This is a genomic window from Hymenobacter sp. UYCo722 (assembly GCF_040547115.1).
Classification (GTDB): domain Bacteria; phylum Bacteroidota; class Bacteroidia; order Cytophagales; family Hymenobacteraceae; genus Hymenobacter.
This window is the reverse complement of sequence record NZ_JBEPPC010000009.1, coordinates 121109-136656: the sequence shown is the minus strand read 5'-3', so window position 1 is coordinate 136656 and position 15548 is coordinate 121109. Positions and strand designations below refer to the sequence as shown.

The following is a 15548-nucleotide window of genomic DNA, read 5'->3' as shown; positions in this document are numbered from 1 at the left end:
GCTTCGCATGAGCCGTTCAACGAAGCAGTAGAGATGCTTCGACAAGCGGACGCCAGATAAGCATGACGTTCGAGCGAATACGATTACTTATGCACGAGTACTTACCAGCTGCCTGGCATCGGTCTATGCACCTCTGCCGGTGCCAGCCAGCAACGCTATGCTAACTCACTTCACGATTTCGACCCAGCCCCGAAGCATTTTTTTGCTAACCGTATGGGTGAGCAAGTAAAAATAGGTGCCTGCGGGCTGCCCATTGCCGTTCCAGCGATTGTCGTAACGGGCCTGCTGAAACACCGGGCTGCCCCACCGATTGTAGACCGCAATTTCCCAGTCGGCAGCCACCAGGCCTTCAAGAACGAAAAAGTCGTTTTTCAAGTCATCGTTGGGGGTAATGATGGTAGGAATGATGACCACCGGTACGACTACCCGCGGGCAGCCAGTCGAGCTGCTGCCCGGGCTTACCCGAATGGAAGCGCGCGCTACACAACCCGCCGAATTGCGCACTTCCAGCCAGTAGTTTCCTGGTTGCCGCACCACGTAGGTGGCAGCGGTGGTGCCATCCGACCACAAATACGTATTACCCGCCGGCTGCTGATTGGGCCGTAGTATCAGCGACGGCCCGGCTTCGCAAAGCACCGTGTCGCGGCCCAAGGTTACCAGCGGGGCAATAGCCGCCACTACTTCTACCGAGTCGCGGCTAGCGCAGCCCTGCGGCGACACTAGCTGCAGCACGTAGCGCCCGGGGGCCCGAACCAGGTAGGTGGTATTGCGCGAGCCGTCCTGCCAGCGATACGTGACCCCGGCGGGCGGGGAACTGACGCTTAGCGTGAGGGTACTGCCTGGGCACAGGGATTGCTGTCGGGCCCCCAGGCTGAAACGCGGCAGGGCATTGATGACCGCCGAAGCTTCGGTACTGGCACTGCCAGTTGGGGTTGTCAGGGTTAGCGTGATTTTGTAGGTGCCGCTGCTGACGTAGCGGTGGCTGGCGGTGGGGCCGGTTGCCGTGTTGGCCGCGCCCGAAGCGGGGTCGCCAAAATTCCAGTTGAAGGCGGCTCCCGCTGGCAGCACGGTGGGCGTGCTTACTGCCAGCAATTCCCCTTCGCAAACCGGGGCAAGGGCATTGATGACGGGCGGGGACGGCGGCACCGTCGTCGTCGCAAACGCATTGGGGAAGTTGGGTAGCCCTATCGCGCACACCCCTCCCGCCAAGCCAAAGGCTTTGTCCTCCAGGTTGCAGGCCAGGCCGGGCGCATTGGGCTGATGAATGATGGCAATGCTACCCGTCACATACTCCGACAAGTATATCTGGCCGTCCGGGCCGCGCTGCAGCGCCATGGCCCCTCCGACCAAAACTGGCAGCGCGGTGCGCGCGAAGCCGGCCGCCAAATCGAGCTGGAAGGCCTGGCCGCCGTTGGTGGTGTAGAGCTTGCTGTTGTCGGGCGAAAACTCCAGGCCGTAGTAAAAGCTGGTTACGTGCGGCACTACCTGGGGGGCGCTCACCCGCCCCGTGGCGGCATCGAAGCTGAATAGCTCGATGCCTTTCGATACCTGGGCGGCGGCCAGCAAGCGGCCATTGGGCGAAGCACGCAGATAGCCAATGGAATTGCTGCCCCCGGCTCCGCTACCAGTATGCACGCTCCCCACTGCCGACACCACCGGGGCTGCAGCCAGCCCGCCGGGACCAAGCAGGTAACTATAGAACAGGTTGTTGTCCCAGCCGTGAGCCACTATCCAGTAATCGCGGCCGTTGGCGTGCAGTACGGCCGTTAGCTTCTCCGTTACCTCATTCCCATTCGGCGTGGCCACCGGAACCGAGTTGGGCAGCACCACGTCGCCAAGCCCTCCGCGCAGGCTCATATCAACTATCGAGCGCCGCAGGATGCCAAACGAAGCCGTGCCGGTGGCACCCAACGTGAAGAGGTCGTACAACTGATTCTGGCCGGGGTGGCGCAGTAGCAGCGCGCCCTGCGTAGCCGAGAGGTCGCCCCCCTGCAGTGTCCCGCCGGGCATAAGCTGGCCCGTGCGGTCCCATACCTGCAGGCTATTGGAGTAGCATTGCAGTGCACCCGTCGCATCGGAAATACTGGCACAAGCTTCGTCGGCGTACATACTGCTTGGGGCAGTAGTAATAGCTGCCCCCCCACCAGTTGGGAAACGAATGCCCGCACGGCTACCGAAGTTCCAGTTGTACGCTTCCGGCTGACCTTGGGCCGTACTTACAAAACCCAGAATAATTAACAGGCAACCGAGCTTCGCCCATGAGCGGCAGGACGAGCGAAAACAACGAAAAGGCATGAACGAGGACGGGGCAGAAGGGCAGTGTAACCCACTCCCAAAACTACGCTGCCACCAGCACATTCCTTCCCCAATAGGTAGTGTTCAGATACACTATTTCCGCGATTTTGGGACCCGTTACAGCGTACCGGGGAGCGGGCATCCCAGCGTGGCCGTGCGCATAGTTTCGCCCGGCACGTAGCCAAGCGCGGATAGTTCGCAGGTACCGAGAGGTATCAGGCTGGCTGGAGAACAGGCTACGGCCGGTTCTTCATCGATTTCGCGCAGCAGGGTCTGCTGGTCGGTTTCGCCGGCTTCGCGCTTGCCGCCGGGTAGGTAGTACCGAGTTTGGCCGCGGCGGCGGGCACGCGGAATCTGGCCGTCGCTTAGGTGCAGCCAAGCAACCTTATCGATAGCATCCGGGCATGGCCAGAGGTTGCTATTAACCGGAAAAGGGCCAACTCACACAATGAATACGGATGCGGGAGCTTCCACCGCCCGTAATTTCTGCCGCAGCCAGTGGTTGAGCGGCTCCTCTACGGCCCAATACAAGAGGATGGACAGGCTGTATAGCGCCAGCAGAGTCAGTCCATAATTGCCCAGCCCCTCGCGTAGCAGCCGCTGCAGCACCCCCATGTGAATGAGGTAGAACGCGTAGGAGCTTTTGCCGAGCAGCTGCAGGGGGGAACTACTCAGCAGCCGGCTTATCGCGGTTTCTTCCCCCACCAGCCCCCACAACAGCGGCCCGATGCCCACCAGCGGCAGCAGCACATTGTTGATGCCCATGCCCGCTGGCGTGAATATTCCCAATGCGCCCACGGCCGGGCCGTGCAGCCAGCTCAGCGCGGCCAGGCTCAGCAGCAAGCCGGCCAGCCCCGCGTAGGTGAGGCCGCGCGGTGCGCGCAGTCGGCTGGCACGGCGCAGCCCGTACGCCAAGCCTACGCCGGTGAAGAACTCCACGGCCCGACCCAGGTAGGTGAACTGAAACAGGAAATCGAAGGAGCCAAAAAAGCCGTGCCACGGGTGCGGCCGGCTGAGTAACACCAGGCCTACCCCCAGCGCGCTCAGCCCCAGCGGCAGCCCCCAAAGCCAGTGCCCGCTGCGCCGAACCAACCAGAAAGCCAGCGGGGCCAATACGTAGAACATTTCCTCCACCGTAAGCGACCAGCCCTGCGCAATGCCGGTGTAGACGTATTGCGCGAACAGCCCGCGCAGAAACGTGATGTTGAGCAGGTACTCGCTCACCGAAAACGGCTGGTGCTCGGTGTAGTGCAGCAGCCCAAAGGTGAGCGTAGTCAACAGGAAGTACAGCGGGTAGATGCGCGCAAACCGGTTGGCGAAGTAGGTGCGCAGCGCCCCCGGCCGGCCCAGGTAGCGGTAGCTAATCAGAAAGCCACTCAGCACGAAAAAGACCGTCACGCCGATGTGGGTTTCGGCTGCCAGGCTGTGCAGCCGCCAGCCAAATCGCTCGGGAGTCAGCGGGTTGAAATGATGCACCAGCACCAGCCCGGCCGCTACCGCGCGCAGGCCCGTCAGGGCGGGGAAATAGGTAAGCTTATTGGTAGAAACTGCTGCTGGAGCCATCCTTCGGTGGGGCGTGTGCTGCAAAAAACTGAACGTCATGCTGAGCGCAGCCGAAGCATCTCTACCGCACAACGTAATTCATTTACTGCTGCGGTAGAGATGCTTCGGCTGCGCTCAGCATGACGTTCCCAATACTCAAACGGCTGCCTTAATTGGCCGGCGCGGGCGCGGGGGCCTTCACGTACTTATTCAGCCACGAATCCATCTCCCAAAGCATATGGAGCAGGTTTTCGCGGGCGGCGTAGCCGTGGGCTTCGGCGGGCAGCACCACGTAGCGGGCGGTGGCCCCCTGCCCCTTGAGAGCCGAAAAGTAGCGCTCGGTCTGGATGGGGAAGGTGCCGGAATTATTGTCGGCCTCGCCGTGGATGAGCAGGATGGGCGTCTTCATTTTATCGGCGTAGTTGAAGGGCGACATGGCGTTGTACACCTCCGGGGCCTGCCAGAACGTGCGCTCCTCGCCCTGGAAGCCGAAGGGCGTGAGGGTGCGGTTATACGCCCCGCTGCGCGCAATACCGGCCTTGAACAGGTTGGAGTGCGAGAGCAGGTTGGCCGTCATGAACGCGCCGTAGCTGTGGCCCATCACGCCCACGCGGGCGGGGTCGACCACGCCCAGCCGGGTGCCCTCGTCGATGGCGGCTTTGGCACTGCTCACCAGCTGCTCGGTATAGGTGTCGTTGGGCTCTTTGCTGCCCTCGCCCACAATCGGAATGCTGGCATTGGCCAGCACGGCGTAGCCCTGCGTCACCCAGAACACGGGCGAGGCCCAGTTCAGACGGGTAAAGGTGTAGGGCGAGCCGGATACCTGCCCGGCATTGTTTTTATCCTTGAACTCGACCGGGTACGCTTCCATTAAAGTAGGAAGCGGGCCGTCGGTTTTCTTATAGTTGACGGGCAGGTAAAGGTCGGCGCTCAGGTCCACGCCATCGGCGCGCTTGTAGTGCAACACCTGCTTCTGGAAGCTGCCGCCAAAGGCTGCGTAGGGGTTGGCAAAGCGCGTCACGGCCACGGGCTTGGTCTTCTTGCTGGCGTCGCGCAGGTAGTAGTTGGGCGCTTCGGTCAGCGACTCGCGGCGGGTGAGCAGCTCGCGGTGCTTGCCGCTGGCGTCGAGGATAGCCACCGGCGTTTCGTAGGCCGGGGCTTCGGAACGCCACCAGCGGGTGGTCTTTTTCGTGCTCAGGTCGGTTTCGTCCACGAAGGGCCGGTCGCCTTCGGGCGAAGCACCGTTGCCCAGCAGGTAGATGCTGTGGCCGGTGGGGCCGCCCGTCAGCAGCACGTATTTGCCCTGGGCGTTGCGGTGCTCGTAGGGCGTGCCGGGGTCCTTGTAGGTATCCTGCGACGAGCCGTCGAACAGCACGCTCAGCGGCTGGGCAGGGGCGCTGGGATTGAGCTGCCAGGTAGTCTGGTGGCGGTCGGCCCAGCGGTAGCCTTCGGCCAGCGCCAGCGTGGAATTGCCCCAGGTGAGGCCGCCGAAGCGCATGGGCAGGGCCGCCAGTTCCTGCGGCGGGCTAGCAAAGGGCGCGGCCTGCGTGAATATCTTATCCCGGATATCGGCCTTGACTTTGGGGTCGCCGCCATCCTGCGCCTCCACGTAGTAGAGGGTGGCCGGCACGTCGGCACGCCAGGCGTGGCCGCGCGGACCAGTGGCCACGGCATCGAAGTTGGTGGGCACGGCGTCGGCCAGCGGCAGGTCGGCGATGGCTTGAACTGGCGCACCGGTAGCCAAATCCAGTACGTCGATGCGTTGCGGGAAGCTGCTGATGGGCAGCAGGTAGGAATACGGCCGGTGGCGGGTGCGCAGCAGCACGTACTTGCCATCGGGTGAGGGTGAGGCCGTCTGGATGACGCCGGGCTGGCCCAGGGGCTGGGTGCTGCCGTCGGTCAGCTTCACTTTCAGCAGCTGCGAAGTGGCGTAATAGTCGAACTGCCGCTCGTCGGCGGGGTTTTTCAGCAAGTCCTGGTAGGTGCGGGCTCCCGATTTTTTACCGCCGCCGCTCTCCTGCAAAGTAGGGCCGGTGGGCGCGGCATCGGCGGCCGGCGCGGAGCCACGGCCGGCGGGCACGGCGCGGGCCAGCAGCGTCTGGCTATCCGACACCCACTCGAAGGAGTTGCCAAAGGCATCGTTCAGCGGCTGGGCCAGCAGGCGGCGGGCGGTGGCGGTGGCCACGTCGGCCACCCACAGCTCCACGCGGCCATCGAGGCCCGAGCCGGGCGTGGTGAGCGCAAAGGCCATGGTCTTATTGTCGGGCGACCAGCTGACGCCGCTGATGCGGGCGGCGGCCGGCAAGCCTTTCACCTCGGTTTCGGGACCATTGGGCAGCTTCTTCAGCTTGATGCCCACGGCGTAGCTCACGCGGCTGGGGCCATTGGTGCGCGGGTTGAAGCGCAGGCCGGCCAGGCGCAGCTCGGGCTGCGAAAGCTCGGCCACGGTGGGGAAATCCTGCACGGCCAGCAGCGCCAGCGTGCGCCCATCCGAAGCGAGGCTGACGCGGGGCGTGGGTGGGGCCAGCAGCAGGTCCTGCAGGGCCTGGGGCGGGGTCTGGTACTTAAATTCCTGGGCCTGGGCCATGGCGGCGGTGCTCAGCAGAAAGGTGGCGGAAAGCAGTAGTTTTTTCATACGCGACAAGCAGAAAAAGAAAAAGGCAGCCCGGCCCCCGGCCAGCGCTCCCGCAAGGTAACAACAATGGGCGACCAGCTCCCGGACAGCCAGGAGCGACGAACTTCGCGACGCGGCAGCCGTTTTGGCATCGCGCGTTCGCTCATCGTCCGGCGGCTGGGTTCTGTCCGCTATTGCCTTTCCCTTTCGTTGTTATCTCGCCATGAAAAAAGCCCCTACCTACATCTTAAACCTGATTCTGCTGCTGGCACTCTCGGCCGCGCCAGTCGCTCTGCGTGCCCAGACCACCATCATTCGCACCCTGCAGGCCGGTGGCCTCACCCGCGAGTACCGCCTCTACGTGCCGGCCATCTACACCCGCACCACGGGCGCGGTGCCGCTGCTGCTTAACCTGCACGGCTACAGCTCCAATAACCTGGAACAGGAAAACTACGGCGACTTCCGCCCCCTGGCCGACACTGCCAACTTCTTGGTGGTGCACCCCAACGGCACCATCGACGGTGCCGGCAACCGCAACTGGAATACCTTCGGGCCGCGCGGCACGGGCGTGGATGACGTGGCCTTTCTCTCGACGCTTATCGACACGCTGGCCCGCCGCTACCGCGTCGACCTGAACCGCGTGTACAGCACCGGCATGAGCAACGGCGGCTTTATGAGCTACGAGCTGGCCTGCCAGCTGGGCAACCGCATCGCGGCCATTGCCTCGGTTACGGGCAGCATGACGGCCGGCCGCCTGGCCGGCTGCACCAGCGGCCGCCCGGTGCCGGTGCTCGAAATCCACGGCACTGCTGATAATACCGTGCCCTACAACGGCGGCACGGCGCTGCAATTCGTGGCCATCCCCACGCTACTCAACAGCTGGGTGCAGCGCAACGGCTGCACCCCCACCCCCACCATCACGGCCGTACCCGACATCAATACCGCCGACGGCTGCACCGCCGAGCGCAGCGTGTGGGCCGGCGGCCGCAACGGCAGCGTGGTCGAGCATTTCCGCATCATCGGCGGGGGGCACACTTGGCCAGGCGCAGCCTTCGTGGTCGGTGTCACGAACCAGGACATCAGCGCCAGCCGCGAGGCCTGGCGCTTTCTGCGGCGCTATCGTCTCAGCACGCTGCTGCCCACGCGCGGGGCCATCGTACCGGCCACGCCCCAGCTGCAGCTGCTGCCCAACCCTGCCACCGACCTGCTCCAACTCGATGCCGGCCAGCGCCTGACGGCCGAAGGCCTGACGGTGCGCGATGCCCTGGGCCGCGCCGTTCCGGCATCGGCCCAGCTCCTGCCCGACGGCCGCCTGCAAGTGGCCACCGCCGCTTGGCCCGCCGGCCTCTACCTGCTGGCCGTGGCGTTGCCCGGCGGCCAGGTGCTGCACCAGAAGCTGCTGAAACAGTAGCTTATTCGCGCCACCAGACCGAGTACCGCGATTGGTTAAATCGGCCCGTCAGAACGAGGGATGTTCTAACGGGCTGATTCAACCAATCGGGTACTCGTTCTATCCGCTTATACTTGCCCGATGAAAGCCCTGCTCCATCCCACTAAAACTTACTGTATTAACGGCCGCGTCTGGCTCGAAACCGACGAGGGCCGCTTCCTCGGCATCGGCCGGCTGGAGCTACTGGAGCACATCGCCGAGCTGGGCTCCATCTCGAAGGCGGCGCAGGCCATGGGCATGTCCTACAAGAGGGCCTGGGACTTGGTGAGCTCGATGAACGCGCAGGCGGCCGCGCCGCTGGTGAGCACCCAAACCGGCGGCACCAAAGGCGGCGGAGCCGTGGTAACGGAGACCGGCCAAGCCGCCGTTATGGCATTTAAGGGTTTGCAGAGCCGTTTCCAGGAATTCATGGCCCTCGAAATTCAGCGCCTGCACGCGTAAGCAGGGACTGGCATCGACGTTATATCTTTGCGAATATAACGACCTCACCATGCCTCCTCGCCTACCCCACCGGGCCCGTCCTATCCTGTTGGCCGCCGCCTGCCTCCCGGCCCTGACGGCCCGCGCCCAGACGGTGGTCCCGGCCGATACCACCCGCAAAAAAGTCGATTTAGGGGAAGTCGTGGTATCGGCCTCGCGGGTGGAGGAGAGCTTTTTGCAGTCGCCGGTAACGGTGGAAAAGCTAAATGCCCGCGCCCTGCGGCTCACGCCCGCGCCATCGTTTTTCGATGCCATCGAGCACCTGAAGGGCGTACAGGTAATTACGCCTAGTCTCGCCTTCAAAGTCATCAACGCCCGGGGCTTCACCAACACCACCAACGTGCGGTTCGCCCAGCTCGTGGATGGCGTGGATAACCAGGCCCCGCACATCGGCGGGCCCATCGGCAACGTACTCGGGCCAACGGATTTGGATATCAGCTCGGTGGAAATCGTGCCCGGCACGGCCGCCGCGCTCTACGGCCTGAACGCCATCAACGGCCTGGCCAATTTCCGCACCCGCAACCCGTTCGACTCCCAGGGGCTGAGCGTGCAGCAGAAAACCGGCGTCAACCACCTAGCCGACCCCGGTACTGGGGCCCGGCTTTTCTCCGAAACTACCCTGCGCTACGCCAAGGCGCTGAGCTCGAAGTTTGCCTTTAAGCTGAACGGCAGCTACCTGCGCGGCTACGACTGGGTGGCCCACGACCAGACCGACATCAACCCCAACGGCAACGCCAGCACCGGCCTGTTCGGGGCCGACAACCCCGCCCGCGACCCCGTGAGCAGCTACGGCAACGAATCGTCGGACCGCCGCAACCTCACGCTGGGCGGCAAAAGCTACTCGGTGGCCCGCACCGGCTACAACGAGCAGGAGTTGGTGGATTACCACCTGCGCACGCTGAAGGGCGATGTGGCGCTGCACTACCGTTTCCGGCCCGGTACCGAGCTGGCCTACACCTACCGCGTGGCCAGCTTCGACAACGTGTACCAGCGCTCGAACCGCTTTCAGCTGCAAGGCTACCTCTTGCAGCAGCACGCCCTGACTCTGACGACGCCCGTGGTGCAGGCCCGCGCCTACTTCACCCAGGAAAACACCGGCCAGAGCTACAACCTCCGCTCGATGGGCGAGAACCTCGACCGCAGCTACAAACCCGATGCCCAGTGGTACGGCGACTTCAGCAGCGCCTGGAACGCGGCCACGGCCGGCGGCCAGCCCGTGCCCCAGGCCCTAGCCACCGCCCGCACCGCCGCCGATGCCGGCCGCCTGCAACCCGGCACGACCGCCTTCAACCAGCGCCTGGGGCAGCTGCAGGACATTAATAACTGGGACGTGGGGGCGGCCCTGCGTGTACGCGCCTCCCTGGCCCACGCCGAGGCCCAGGTGAACGTGGCCGAAGCCCTACGGCGCGGTGGTACGGCTTTGCCTGCCAACCTCGACCTGCTAGCCGGAGCTGACTCCCGCACCTACCTCGTGGTGCCCGACGGCAACTATTTTATCAACCCCAATCCCGGCCAGGACCCGCTCCGCGATAACCTCACCTACACTAAAACGGGCGGTTTCGTGCAGGCCGGTGGGCGGTTTTTTGGCGAGAAGCTGCGCCTCACGGCCACGCTGCGGGCCGATAAAAACGACTATTTCAACCTGAAATTCAACCCGCGCTTTACGGCCGTACTCTCGCCCACGCCGCGCCAGAATTTTCGCCTCAGCTACCAGAGCGGCTACCGCTTCCCGAGCCTGTTCGAGGGCTTCTCAAACGTGAACAGCGGGCAGGTAAAGCGCATTGGCGGGCTGCGCGTAATGTCGGATGGCGTGTTTGAGAACAGCTACCTGCGCAGCAGCATCGACCGCTTCAACGCGGCCGTCACGGCCGGCATTAACGGCTCGCCGGCCCAGACGCGCACCCAAGCCATCGCGGCCAACCAAAACCTGCTGGTTAAAAACCCATACACCTACCTACGGCCCGAATATATCCGCTCGCTGGAGGCCGGCTACAAGGCCACTTTCGGTCCCGGCGGCCGCCTGCTGGTCGACCTAGATTTCTACTACAATTCCTACCGCGACTTCATCGCGCAGGTCGAGGCCTACGTGCCGGTGCAGCGCGGTGGTGGCCCGCCCCTGCCGCCCGATGCCTCCCTTAATGCCGTGGCTACGGCTCTCAACAACACCACCCTCACCAGCCCCACTCCCACCCAGGCCCGCTACCGCCTCTGGACCAACTCGCAAAGCCAGGTGCAGAACTACGGCGGCTCGGCCGGGCTGCGCTACGAGCTGGCCGGCGGCTACTTAGCAGGGGGTAACGCCACTTACACCCGGCTGGCCCGCACCGACAATAGCGACGGCCTCGAAGACGGCTTTAATACCCCGCGCTGGGCCTATAACCTGAGCCTGGGCAACGAAAACGCCTACAAGAACCTCGGCTTCGGCCTCAACTACCGCTGGCAGCAGGGCTACTACTCCCAGACCTTTCTGGTGAATGGCAACGTGCCCGCCTACCACACCCTCGACGCCCAACTGAGCTACGCCGTGCCCGCGCCCGACCTGCGCTTCAAGCTGGGGGCCAGCAATGTTTTGAACCAGGATTACGTGAGCTACCTCGGCGGCCCGAGTGTGGGCGGCCTCTACTACCTGGCCATAACGTATGCGGTGAAGTAGCTGGAGCAACTGACGTAACCCCACAAAAAAACGGCCCGCTCTCATCGAGCGGGCCGTTTTCGTTATCCGGTGATGCGCCTTATTTGCGCTTCATCGGAGCCTTCTTCATAGGGGCCTTCTTCACTGGGGCCTTTCTCACGGGTGCCTTGCCGGCGGTGGGCCGACCAGCAGGGGTCTTCTGCAGTTCCGTGATGGTGGGTGCCGGGCCGTACTTCACTTCGGCCGAGTTGGGCTCGCCGGTGAGGTAGAGGTCGAACTCCACGCGACGGTTCATGGCCTGGCCTTTGGCCGTAGCGTTGTCCGCAATCGGCTTGGTCTCGCCGTAGCCACGCGATTCGATGCGGTCAGCCGGAACACTCTGGCTCAGCATGTAGGTACGGGCCGAAGCGGCGCGGTCATAGGAGAGACGCAGGTTGTAGTCGTCAGCGCCTTTGCTGTCGGTGTGGCCGGCAATGCTCATCGTGTAGTCGGGATACTCAGCCATGATGGCGGCCAGGTCCTTCAAGGTTGGGTACGAGCTGGGGAGCAGCACTGCCTTGTTGAATTCGAAGTTGATGGACTTCGTAGCCTCCTGCAGGCGCTTCTTGGTTTCGGCCTTAATCTCGGGGCAGCCTTTGTTCGAGGCGGGGCCGGCGCGGTCGGGGCAACGGTCCTGGTAGTCGGGCACACCATCACCGTCGCGGTCGAGTGGGCAGCCGGTGGCATCCACTTTCACGCCAGCCGGGGTACCGGGGCACTTGTCGCTCAGGTCGGTTACACCGTCGCCGTCGGCATCGGGGCAGCCTTGCAGCGCGGCCAGGCCAGCTACGTCGGGGCACTTGTCATCAGCATCGGTAATGCCGTCGCCATCGCGGTCGGGGCAGCCTTGCAGGGCAGCAACGCCTTTCACGTCGGGGCACTTATCCTGGTAATCGGGCACACCATCGCCGTCGCGGTCGAGCGGGCAGCCATTGGGGTCTACGGCTACGCCAGCGGGAGTGCCGGGGCACTTATCCTTTTTGTCCGACACACCGTCTTTATCCTCATCCTTCGTCTTGCCCAAGGCTATGGTCAGGCCCAACGAATGCACTAGGAAACGGTCGTAAAGCTTATCGGCCGGGTTAGCCGGGCCATATAAGTTGTCGGTGCGCTCAGTGAAGGGGTAGTGCTGGCTGGTAGTCAGGTCCAGAGCAACTGCCTCGCTCAGGCGAAACCGCAAGCCAGCCATGCCGAACACTTCGGGACGGCGAATTTTGTTGAAGAAATTCGCGCCATTAGCCCGACCCTCGCTGTTAGCGAAGAACATGCCGCCGCCAGCCATAAGGAAGGGCTGGATGAAAGCATCTTCTTTCAGAATCTTGCCGTTGTTAAGCTTCAGCTTCAGCCCCAGGTCAACCATGCCGTTGCGCAGCTCGAAGTTGTTGCCTGGTTTGTCTGCCGAGAACCGGTACGTTTCGTAGTTGCCCAGCAGGCTCACATCGAACGATGGCGAGAGGTAACGGGTAATGTGCCCGCCGCCGCCCACGCGGAATTCTTTAGGGTAGCCAAGGTCCCAGAAATCGGTACCCATGTTACCTCTGTATTGTTCTATGCTGACATTGACACCAATGGCGGTTTTGCGGTCAGCAGTTTGCGCCTTGGCATGAGGGGCGGCCATGCCGAGCATGACAGCTCCAAGGGCAAGGCCACGAAAGAGTTTTGGTTTTAATTCCATAAAGAAAAGGAGTAAAGTAAGCCGCAGTTATGCGACGAATGCACTACCCGGCACAAGCCTGCTGGCCCGGTCGATTGCGTTCCTATACCCTTTCCAGCCAAAAAAGTTGTACCGGAACGGTTCGGCTTATTCTAAATTTTTCCTTTTTCATTAGCGGGGTGTCATAAAAAAAGCCACTCGCAAAGACGAGTGGCTTTTTTAGTTTGGAGGAACGGGGTGCTACAACCGGCTGAAGTTGAGGCCCAGAATCAGCACGATGCCTACCACCATCAGAATCAGATAGGTTTCCACGGCCCCGGTCTGCACGTAGCGCAGCAGTTGGCCACCACCGTTCACTGCCCGGCCAAAAACACCTGCCACGGGGTTGATAACGCCGTTTTCGACAAACTTGTAGAGGCCGGCCGATAGCCACATTACCGGTCGCGTGAACAGTGCGTTGTACAGCTCATCGAGGTAATATTTGTGATACACCAAGCTCTCGGGGGCCGAGCGCTGAGCCTCGTCTTCGGCCGGGCGCTGGCCGCGGGCCACATACTGCACGTAGGCCAGCACAATGCCCAGTACCCCTGCCGCTACAGACAGGGCCATGAGCATATATTCGGTGCCTTTGTCCAGCTCCGCCGAAAAAGCTTCCGGCATCAAGCGCTGGGAATAGGTAAAAATCGGAGCCAGGTACTCGGCCAGGTAGTGGTGCCCGCCCGTGAACATGGGCGCACCCATGAAGCCGCCCACGGCCGCCAGAACGGCCAGAATGATGAGCGGAAACGTCATCGAAGCCGGCGACTCGTGCAGGTGGTGCTTCTGCTCGGCGGTACCGCGAAACTCGCCGAAGAAGGCCAGAAACAGCAGGCGGAACATGTAGAACGCCGTGAGGAAAGCCGTGAGCAGGCCCATGGCCCACAGCACTTTGTTGTGCTCGTAGGCATGGGCCAGAATCTCGTCTTTCGAGAAAAAGCCCGAGAACGGGGGAATGCCCGAAATAGCCAGACAGCCAATCAGAAACGTAATGAACGTAATCGGCAGTGCCTTGCGCAGGCCGCCCATGCGGCGCAGGTCCTGCTCGTTGCTCATGGCGTGAATCACGGAGCCGGCCCCGAGGAACATCAGCGCCTTGAAAAAGGCGTGAGTGAGCACGTGGAACAGCGACGTGGAGTAGCCCATCACGCCCAGCGCCAGAAACATGTAGCCCAGCTGCGAAACCGTGGAGTAAGCCAGCACTTTCTTAATATCGTTCTGAGCCAGGCCAATGGTGGCCGCGAACAGCGCCGTGGCCGCGCCCACAATGGCCACTACTTCCAGCGTATCGGGCGAGAGCGTGAACAGCACGTTGGCCCGCAACACCATGTAGATACCCGCCGTCACCATTGTAGCGGCGTGGATAAGGGCCGATACCGGCGTGGGACCAGCCATGGCATCGGGCAACCAGGTATAGAGCGGCAGCTGGGCCGACTTTCCCATCGCGCCCACAAACAGCAGCAGCGTAATGGCCGTGCAGATACCCGCGCCATACGTTCCGAACTGCCCCAGCGAGGCTTTCTGGAATACCTCGGCGTACTGCACCGAGTTGAAGGTGAGGTAAATCAGGAAGATGCCGAGCAGGAAGCCCAGGTCACCAATGCGGTTGATGATGAAGGCTTTCTTGGCGGCGTTGTTGTAGGCGGTGTTCTTGTTCCAGAAGCCGATAAGCAGGTACGAGCACAGCCCCACGCCTTCCCAGCCAATGAACAGAATAACGAAGTTGCTGCCCATCACCAAAAGCAGCATGCTGAAAATGAACAGGTTCAGGAAACTGAAGAACTTGCCCACGTTCTCGTCGTGGTGCATGTAGCCAATGCTGTACACGTGAATGAGGAAGCCCACGCCCGTCACAAGCAGCAGCATCACCAGGCTGAGCTGGTCTATCTGATACTGAAACGGAATCTGGAGTGAGCCCACCGAAATCCAATCGAACAGCTGCACCGTGTAGGCCACGTGGGTGGCAGTACCGGGAATAGCCCAGTTGGCCGCCGGGTGCAGAAACTCCCAAAACAGCAGCACGGAAATCAGGAACGAGCCCAGCACGGTGGCGCTGCCAACGAAGCCGGCCACGGTGCCGGAGAGCTTGCGGTTCAGCAGCCCGTTCAGCAAAAAGCCCAGAAAGGGCAGCAGCGGAATCAGGATGTAGAGCAACGTCGCATACGGCGCGTTGGCAACGGGGAGAACAGTTTCTTGCATGGAAGTAATCATTGTCATGCTGACGCAGGAAGCATCCTTTCACGTCGGCTTTCAGCATTTTTTCCCAAGCGGCGCAGGTTGGCGAAGGTCCTTCGCTGCACTTAGGATGACAGATTTTATTGCGGTATTACCACTTCAGCCTACTCAATAGATTGACGTCGGTGGTCTGGAAGTTGCGGTAAATCATGACGATGATGCCCAGGCCCACCGAAACTTCAGCGGCGGCCACGGCCATGATGAAGAACACAAAAATCTGCCCGTTCGGGTCGGACCGGTAGGCCGAGAAGGCCGTCAGCAGAATATTCACCGCGTTGAGCATCAGCTCGACGCACATGAAGATGATGATGGCGTTGCGCCGCACCAATACGCCCGTGACACCAATGGCAAACAAGGCCGAGGCGAAAAAGACGTAGTACTGAAGTGGCACGGTCCGAATGACTTCGGGGATAGTGGGGGAAACAACGGAAGGGTCCATAGCAACTGGGGCCGGGCAATGGGCAACGTGCACCCGGCCGGCAAAGGTACCCGAAAACCCCTAGCTGCAAAAGCCGCTTGGCAGCTCAGTTCCCCACCTCGGGTAATCGCCAACGCTTACCCAAGGGTTCGA

9 protein-coding genes are annotated in these 15548 nt (G+C 62.3%); 3 read left to right on the top strand and 6 right to left on the bottom strand.

Annotation, left to right across the window (positions count from 1 at the left end):
* Positions 1 to 165: 165 nt before the first annotated feature.
* From ABIB44_RS18550 to ABIB44_RS18535, 3 genes are all read right to left on the bottom strand, one after another.
* Positions 166 to 2109, bottom strand: a complete 1944-nt coding sequence (locus ABIB44_RS18550) for a T9SS type B sorting domain-containing protein (RefSeq protein WP_354586169.1) — start codon at positions 2107 to 2109, stop codon at positions 166 to 168.
* Positions 2110 to 2736: 627 nt separating this feature from the next.
* A complete protein-coding gene (locus ABIB44_RS18540) occupies positions 2737 to 3858 on the bottom strand; it encodes an acyltransferase family protein (protein ID WP_354586168.1) in 1122 nt (373 codons plus the stop codon).
* Positions 3859 to 4006: 148 nt separating this feature from the next.
* A complete protein-coding gene (locus tag ABIB44_RS18535; protein ID WP_354586167.1) occupies positions 4007 to 6472 on the bottom strand; it encodes a prolyl oligopeptidase family serine peptidase in 2466 nt (821 codons plus the stop codon).
* Between the two features lie 202 nt (positions 6473 to 6674).
* Here ABIB44_RS18535 and ABIB44_RS18530 point away from each other — a divergent pair, with 202 nt between their 5' ends.
* From ABIB44_RS18530 to ABIB44_RS18520, 3 genes are all read left to right on the top strand, one after another.
* Positions 6675 to 7862 (top strand): extracellular catalytic domain type 1 short-chain-length polyhydroxyalkanoate depolymerase, encoded by a 1188-nt coding sequence (locus ABIB44_RS18530; RefSeq protein WP_354586166.1) that lies wholly within the window; start codon positions 6675 to 6677, stop codon positions 7860 to 7862.
* Positions 7863 to 7982: 120 nt separating this feature from the next.
* Positions 7983 to 8342, top strand: a complete 360-nt coding sequence (locus ABIB44_RS18525; protein ID WP_354586165.1) for a winged helix-turn-helix domain-containing protein — start codon at positions 7983 to 7985, stop codon at positions 8340 to 8342.
* 49 nt (positions 8343 to 8391) lie between these two features.
* Positions 8392 to 11034 carry a TonB-dependent receptor gene (locus ABIB44_RS18520; RefSeq protein WP_354586164.1) on the top strand — a complete coding sequence of 881 codons (2643 nt, stop codon included), beginning with the start codon at positions 8392 to 8394 and terminating at the stop codon, positions 11032 to 11034.
* A gap of 79 nt (positions 11035 to 11113) precedes the next feature.
* On the opposite strand, the gene ABIB44_RS18515 is transcribed toward ABIB44_RS18520, so the two are convergent.
* The 3 genes from ABIB44_RS18515 to nuoK form a co-directional block, all read right to left on the bottom strand.
* On the bottom strand, positions 11114 to 12583 hold the full coding sequence (locus tag ABIB44_RS18515) for an OmpA family protein (protein ID WP_354586163.1): 1470 nt from the start codon (positions 12581 to 12583) through the stop codon (positions 11114 to 11116).
* Positions 12584 to 12946: 363 nt separating this feature from the next.
* Complete coding sequence (nuoL, locus tag ABIB44_RS18510) at positions 12947 to 14941, bottom strand: NADH-quinone oxidoreductase subunit L (protein ID WP_354586162.1); 1995 nt, start codon at positions 14939 to 14941, stop codon at positions 12947 to 12949.
* Between the two features lie 127 nt (positions 14942 to 15068).
* Positions 15069 to 15416: an NADH-quinone oxidoreductase subunit NuoK gene (nuoK, locus tag ABIB44_RS18505; RefSeq protein ID WP_354586161.1), complete on the bottom strand. Its 348-nt coding sequence runs from the start codon at positions 15414 to 15416 to the stop codon at positions 15069 to 15071.
* Between the last annotated feature and the right edge of the window lie 132 nt (positions 15417 to 15548).

What these genes read in the sequence shown, in the direction of transcription:
- ABIB44_RS18550 (WP_354586169.1), bottom strand. Translation starts at nt 2,109, where the DNA reads ATGTACGCCGACGAAGCTTGTGCCAGTATTTCCGATGCGACGGGTGCA.
- ABIB44_RS18540 (WP_354586168.1), bottom strand. Translation starts at nt 3,858, where the DNA reads ATGGCTCCAGCAGCAGTTTCTACCAATAAGCTTACCTATTTCCCCGCC.
- ABIB44_RS18535 (WP_354586167.1), bottom strand. Translation starts at nt 6,472, where the DNA reads ATGAAAAAACTACTGCTTTCCGCCACCTTTCTGCTGAGCACCGCCGCC.
- ABIB44_RS18530 (WP_354586166.1), top strand. Translation starts at nt 6,675, where the DNA reads ATGAAAAAAGCCCCTACCTACATCTTAAACCTGATTCTGCTGCTGGCA.
- ABIB44_RS18525 (WP_354586165.1), top strand. Translation starts at nt 7,983, where the DNA reads ATGAAAGCCCTGCTCCATCCCACTAAAACTTACTGTATTAACGGCCGC.
- ABIB44_RS18520 (WP_354586164.1), top strand. Translation starts at nt 8,392, where the DNA reads ATGCCTCCTCGCCTACCCCACCGGGCCCGTCCTATCCTGTTGGCCGCC.
- ABIB44_RS18515 (WP_354586163.1), bottom strand. Translation starts at nt 12,583, where the DNA reads ATGGGTACCGATTTCTGGGACCTTGGCTACCCTAAAGAATTCCGCGTG.
- nuoL (WP_354586162.1), bottom strand. Translation starts at nt 14,941, where the DNA reads ATGCAAGAAACTGTTCTCCCCGTTGCCAACGCGCCGTATGCGACGTTG.
- nuoK (WP_354586161.1), bottom strand. Translation starts at nt 15,416, where the DNA reads ATGGACCCTTCCGTTGTTTCCCCCACTATCCCCGAAGTCATTCGGACC.